The following is a 1,018-nucleotide window of genomic DNA, read 5'->3' on the forward strand; positions in this document are numbered from 1 at the left end:
GTTTTACGGGTGGTTATGATTTTCATGCTTCTTAAATTAATTCTTGCTAGCAAATGATTGAAGTTACGCAGGCCGAAGGCCGTACGTTGAATTTGTTTAATCATTCGGTTGGTATCTTCTAGTGGTCCGGTCCATTAGACTGCTCATTTTCTGCTGCATTTAACACAATTTCGAGGTGTTTAATAACCGTAGCCATTGGCTTACTCAGTTGATCATACTGATAACTAAAGAGGGCTTCAGCTAAGCGATCCGGTAGTATTTTAATAATGCGGTGGGTATTACCCCCCCCATCAATACAGATAAAGTGTAGTTGATGATGAACCACATGAAATTCATCAAAGGCTAAATGTTTGGGTAATTGTTCGGGAAAAACTGGGTATAGTTCACGATAATCATCAATTAGTCGACCGACGGTCGACGGTGAAACATTATTGTCAACCGCAACACATTTCTGAGTTCGATCATCTTGTAAGTTCATAATAATTTTAGCTTTCGTGCGGTTAGAAATATTGCAGTATTTATTAACTAGTGGAGTTTTAGCCATGATGGTGTGACCACAATTTTTACACTTCAAACGTTGCTTGGCTAGCCTAATGAAGATTGGATGACTGGCATTATCACTGGTATAAGTAATCGTTGATGTATAATGCCCATTGTGTACTAAATCTTCGAAGCCACATAGAGGGCAACGCCGTTGATGAATGATTAAACATGCTTTGATGATGCGAACTTTAGTATGATGAATAAAGGAATCAAAAATATCGTCAATTTTAATATTTGGGTCTTTAATTTCTAACAAAGAACGAATAGAATTACTAGTTAGGGTCATATTGATATCCTTTCTTTAATTGTGGTGATTTATGGATGGGATAAGGTCAATTATGACCTCTTTTTTTATTATAAAAGGAAAAAATCCCATTAATAAATTACCGAAGGTAATTCATCAACAGGATTTAGTGTAGAGCCTAAATCTTAGTTAAGCAGCCTGATTCCGATATACATAAAACCGGACGATGAA

Annotated in this window: 2 protein-coding genes; both read right to left on the reverse strand. The window is 36.3% G+C overall.

What is annotated here, in order from left to right:
• The coding region (locus HMPREF0501_RS09190; protein WP_263598715.1) for a hypothetical protein at window positions 1-104 on the reverse strand (104 nt) is incomplete at its 3' end.
• 14 nt (window positions 105-118) lie between these two features.
• The gene (locus tag HMPREF0501_RS07465; RefSeq protein WP_006917394.1) at window positions 119-829 is read right to left on the reverse strand and encodes an ISL3 family transposase; all 711 of its coding nucleotides are present in this window, start codon (window positions 827-829) and stop codon (window positions 119-121) included.
• Between the last annotated feature and the right edge of the window lie 189 nt (window positions 830-1,018).

It is taken from the genome of Limosilactobacillus coleohominis 101-4-CHN (assembly GCF_000161935.1).
Classification (GTDB): domain Bacteria; phylum Bacillota; class Bacilli; order Lactobacillales; family Lactobacillaceae; genus Limosilactobacillus; species Limosilactobacillus coleohominis_A.